Genomic DNA, 358 nt, shown 5'->3' with positions numbered 1-358 from the left:
AGCTACAGCCTGCTCTTCATCCTGCGCCTTCTTGGGCAGTATTTTGCAGGTCGTTTTACCATCGAACAACTCTGTGAAAGATATCAAATCTCCACCAAGCAGTTCTATAAGTGGCTTGCCCTATGGAAATCCCACAAGCAGGAATGGCTTGGTATTCTTTCTGATCTGGATACTTCTGATGTTTCTTTCCTGAGAAGCATTATCCTGTTGGATTCCTTCTCTTCCTTTGCCAGGAGATTTATCCTTCATTTTGCTCATTCCTTCCTGCAGTCCCATCGGAATCCGATTCCTGCATCCTTAAAAAACGCACAATACCATCAGAAAGTGTTCGCTCCGGATATTTCTATCTTCTGACCAC

At 44.1% G+C, this 358-nt stretch carries 1 protein-coding gene; it reads left to right on the top strand.

The window, feature by feature from the left end; all coding sequences use genetic code 11:
* Nucleotides 1–354: hypothetical protein (locus PZH32_RS11825; protein WP_275208454.1), on the top strand; the 354-nt coding region annotated here is incomplete at its 5' end.
* Nucleotides 355–358 lie beyond the last annotated feature (4 nt).

Source organism: Adlercreutzia equolifaciens (assembly GCF_029076695.1).
In the GTDB taxonomy this organism is placed as follows: domain Bacteria; phylum Actinomycetota; class Coriobacteriia; order Coriobacteriales; family Eggerthellaceae; genus Adlercreutzia; species Adlercreutzia equolifaciens_A.
The sequence above is the reverse complement of the archived record's forward strand: the minus strand, read 5'-3'. Positions and strand labels throughout refer to the sequence as shown.